1 pseudogene is annotated in these 431 nt (G+C 71.9%); it reads left to right on the top strand.

The features are described 5' to 3' along the window. Positions 1-431 (top strand): annotated as a pseudogene (locus IF06_RS0131790) (nucleotide disphospho-sugar-binding domain-containing protein); the annotation flags it as partial.

The raw sequence follows: 431 nt of genomic DNA on the forward strand, positions 1-431 counted from the left end.
CTGCTGCGAGGGCGGGTGCCGGCCCTGCGCGACGACCCGCTGCAGGAGTGGCTCGGCGACGTCCTGGCCCGACACGGCCACCCGTTCACCGAGCAGGCCGTCCTCGGACAGTTCACCATCGACCCCGTCCCGGCCTCCCTCCGGCTGCCGGTCGACCACCACTACCTGCCGATGCGCTACACCCCCTACAACGGGCCCGCGACCGTCCCCGACTGGCTACGCGAGCCACCGACCCGGCCCCGGGTCTGTCTCACCCTGGGCCGCTCGTTCCGCGAAACCCTCGGCGGGGACCGGACCGCGGTCACCGAACTCCTCGACGCCGTCGCCACCCTCGACGTCGACGTCGTCGCCACCCTGAGCAACAGCCAGATCCCGCCCGGCCACCCCATACCGGACAACGTACGCACCGTCGAGTTCGTCAACCTCGACGT

Source organism: Micromonospora globosa, assembly GCF_000717585.1.
Lineage (GTDB): Bacteria > Actinomycetota > Actinomycetes > Mycobacteriales > Micromonosporaceae > Micromonospora > Micromonospora aurantiaca.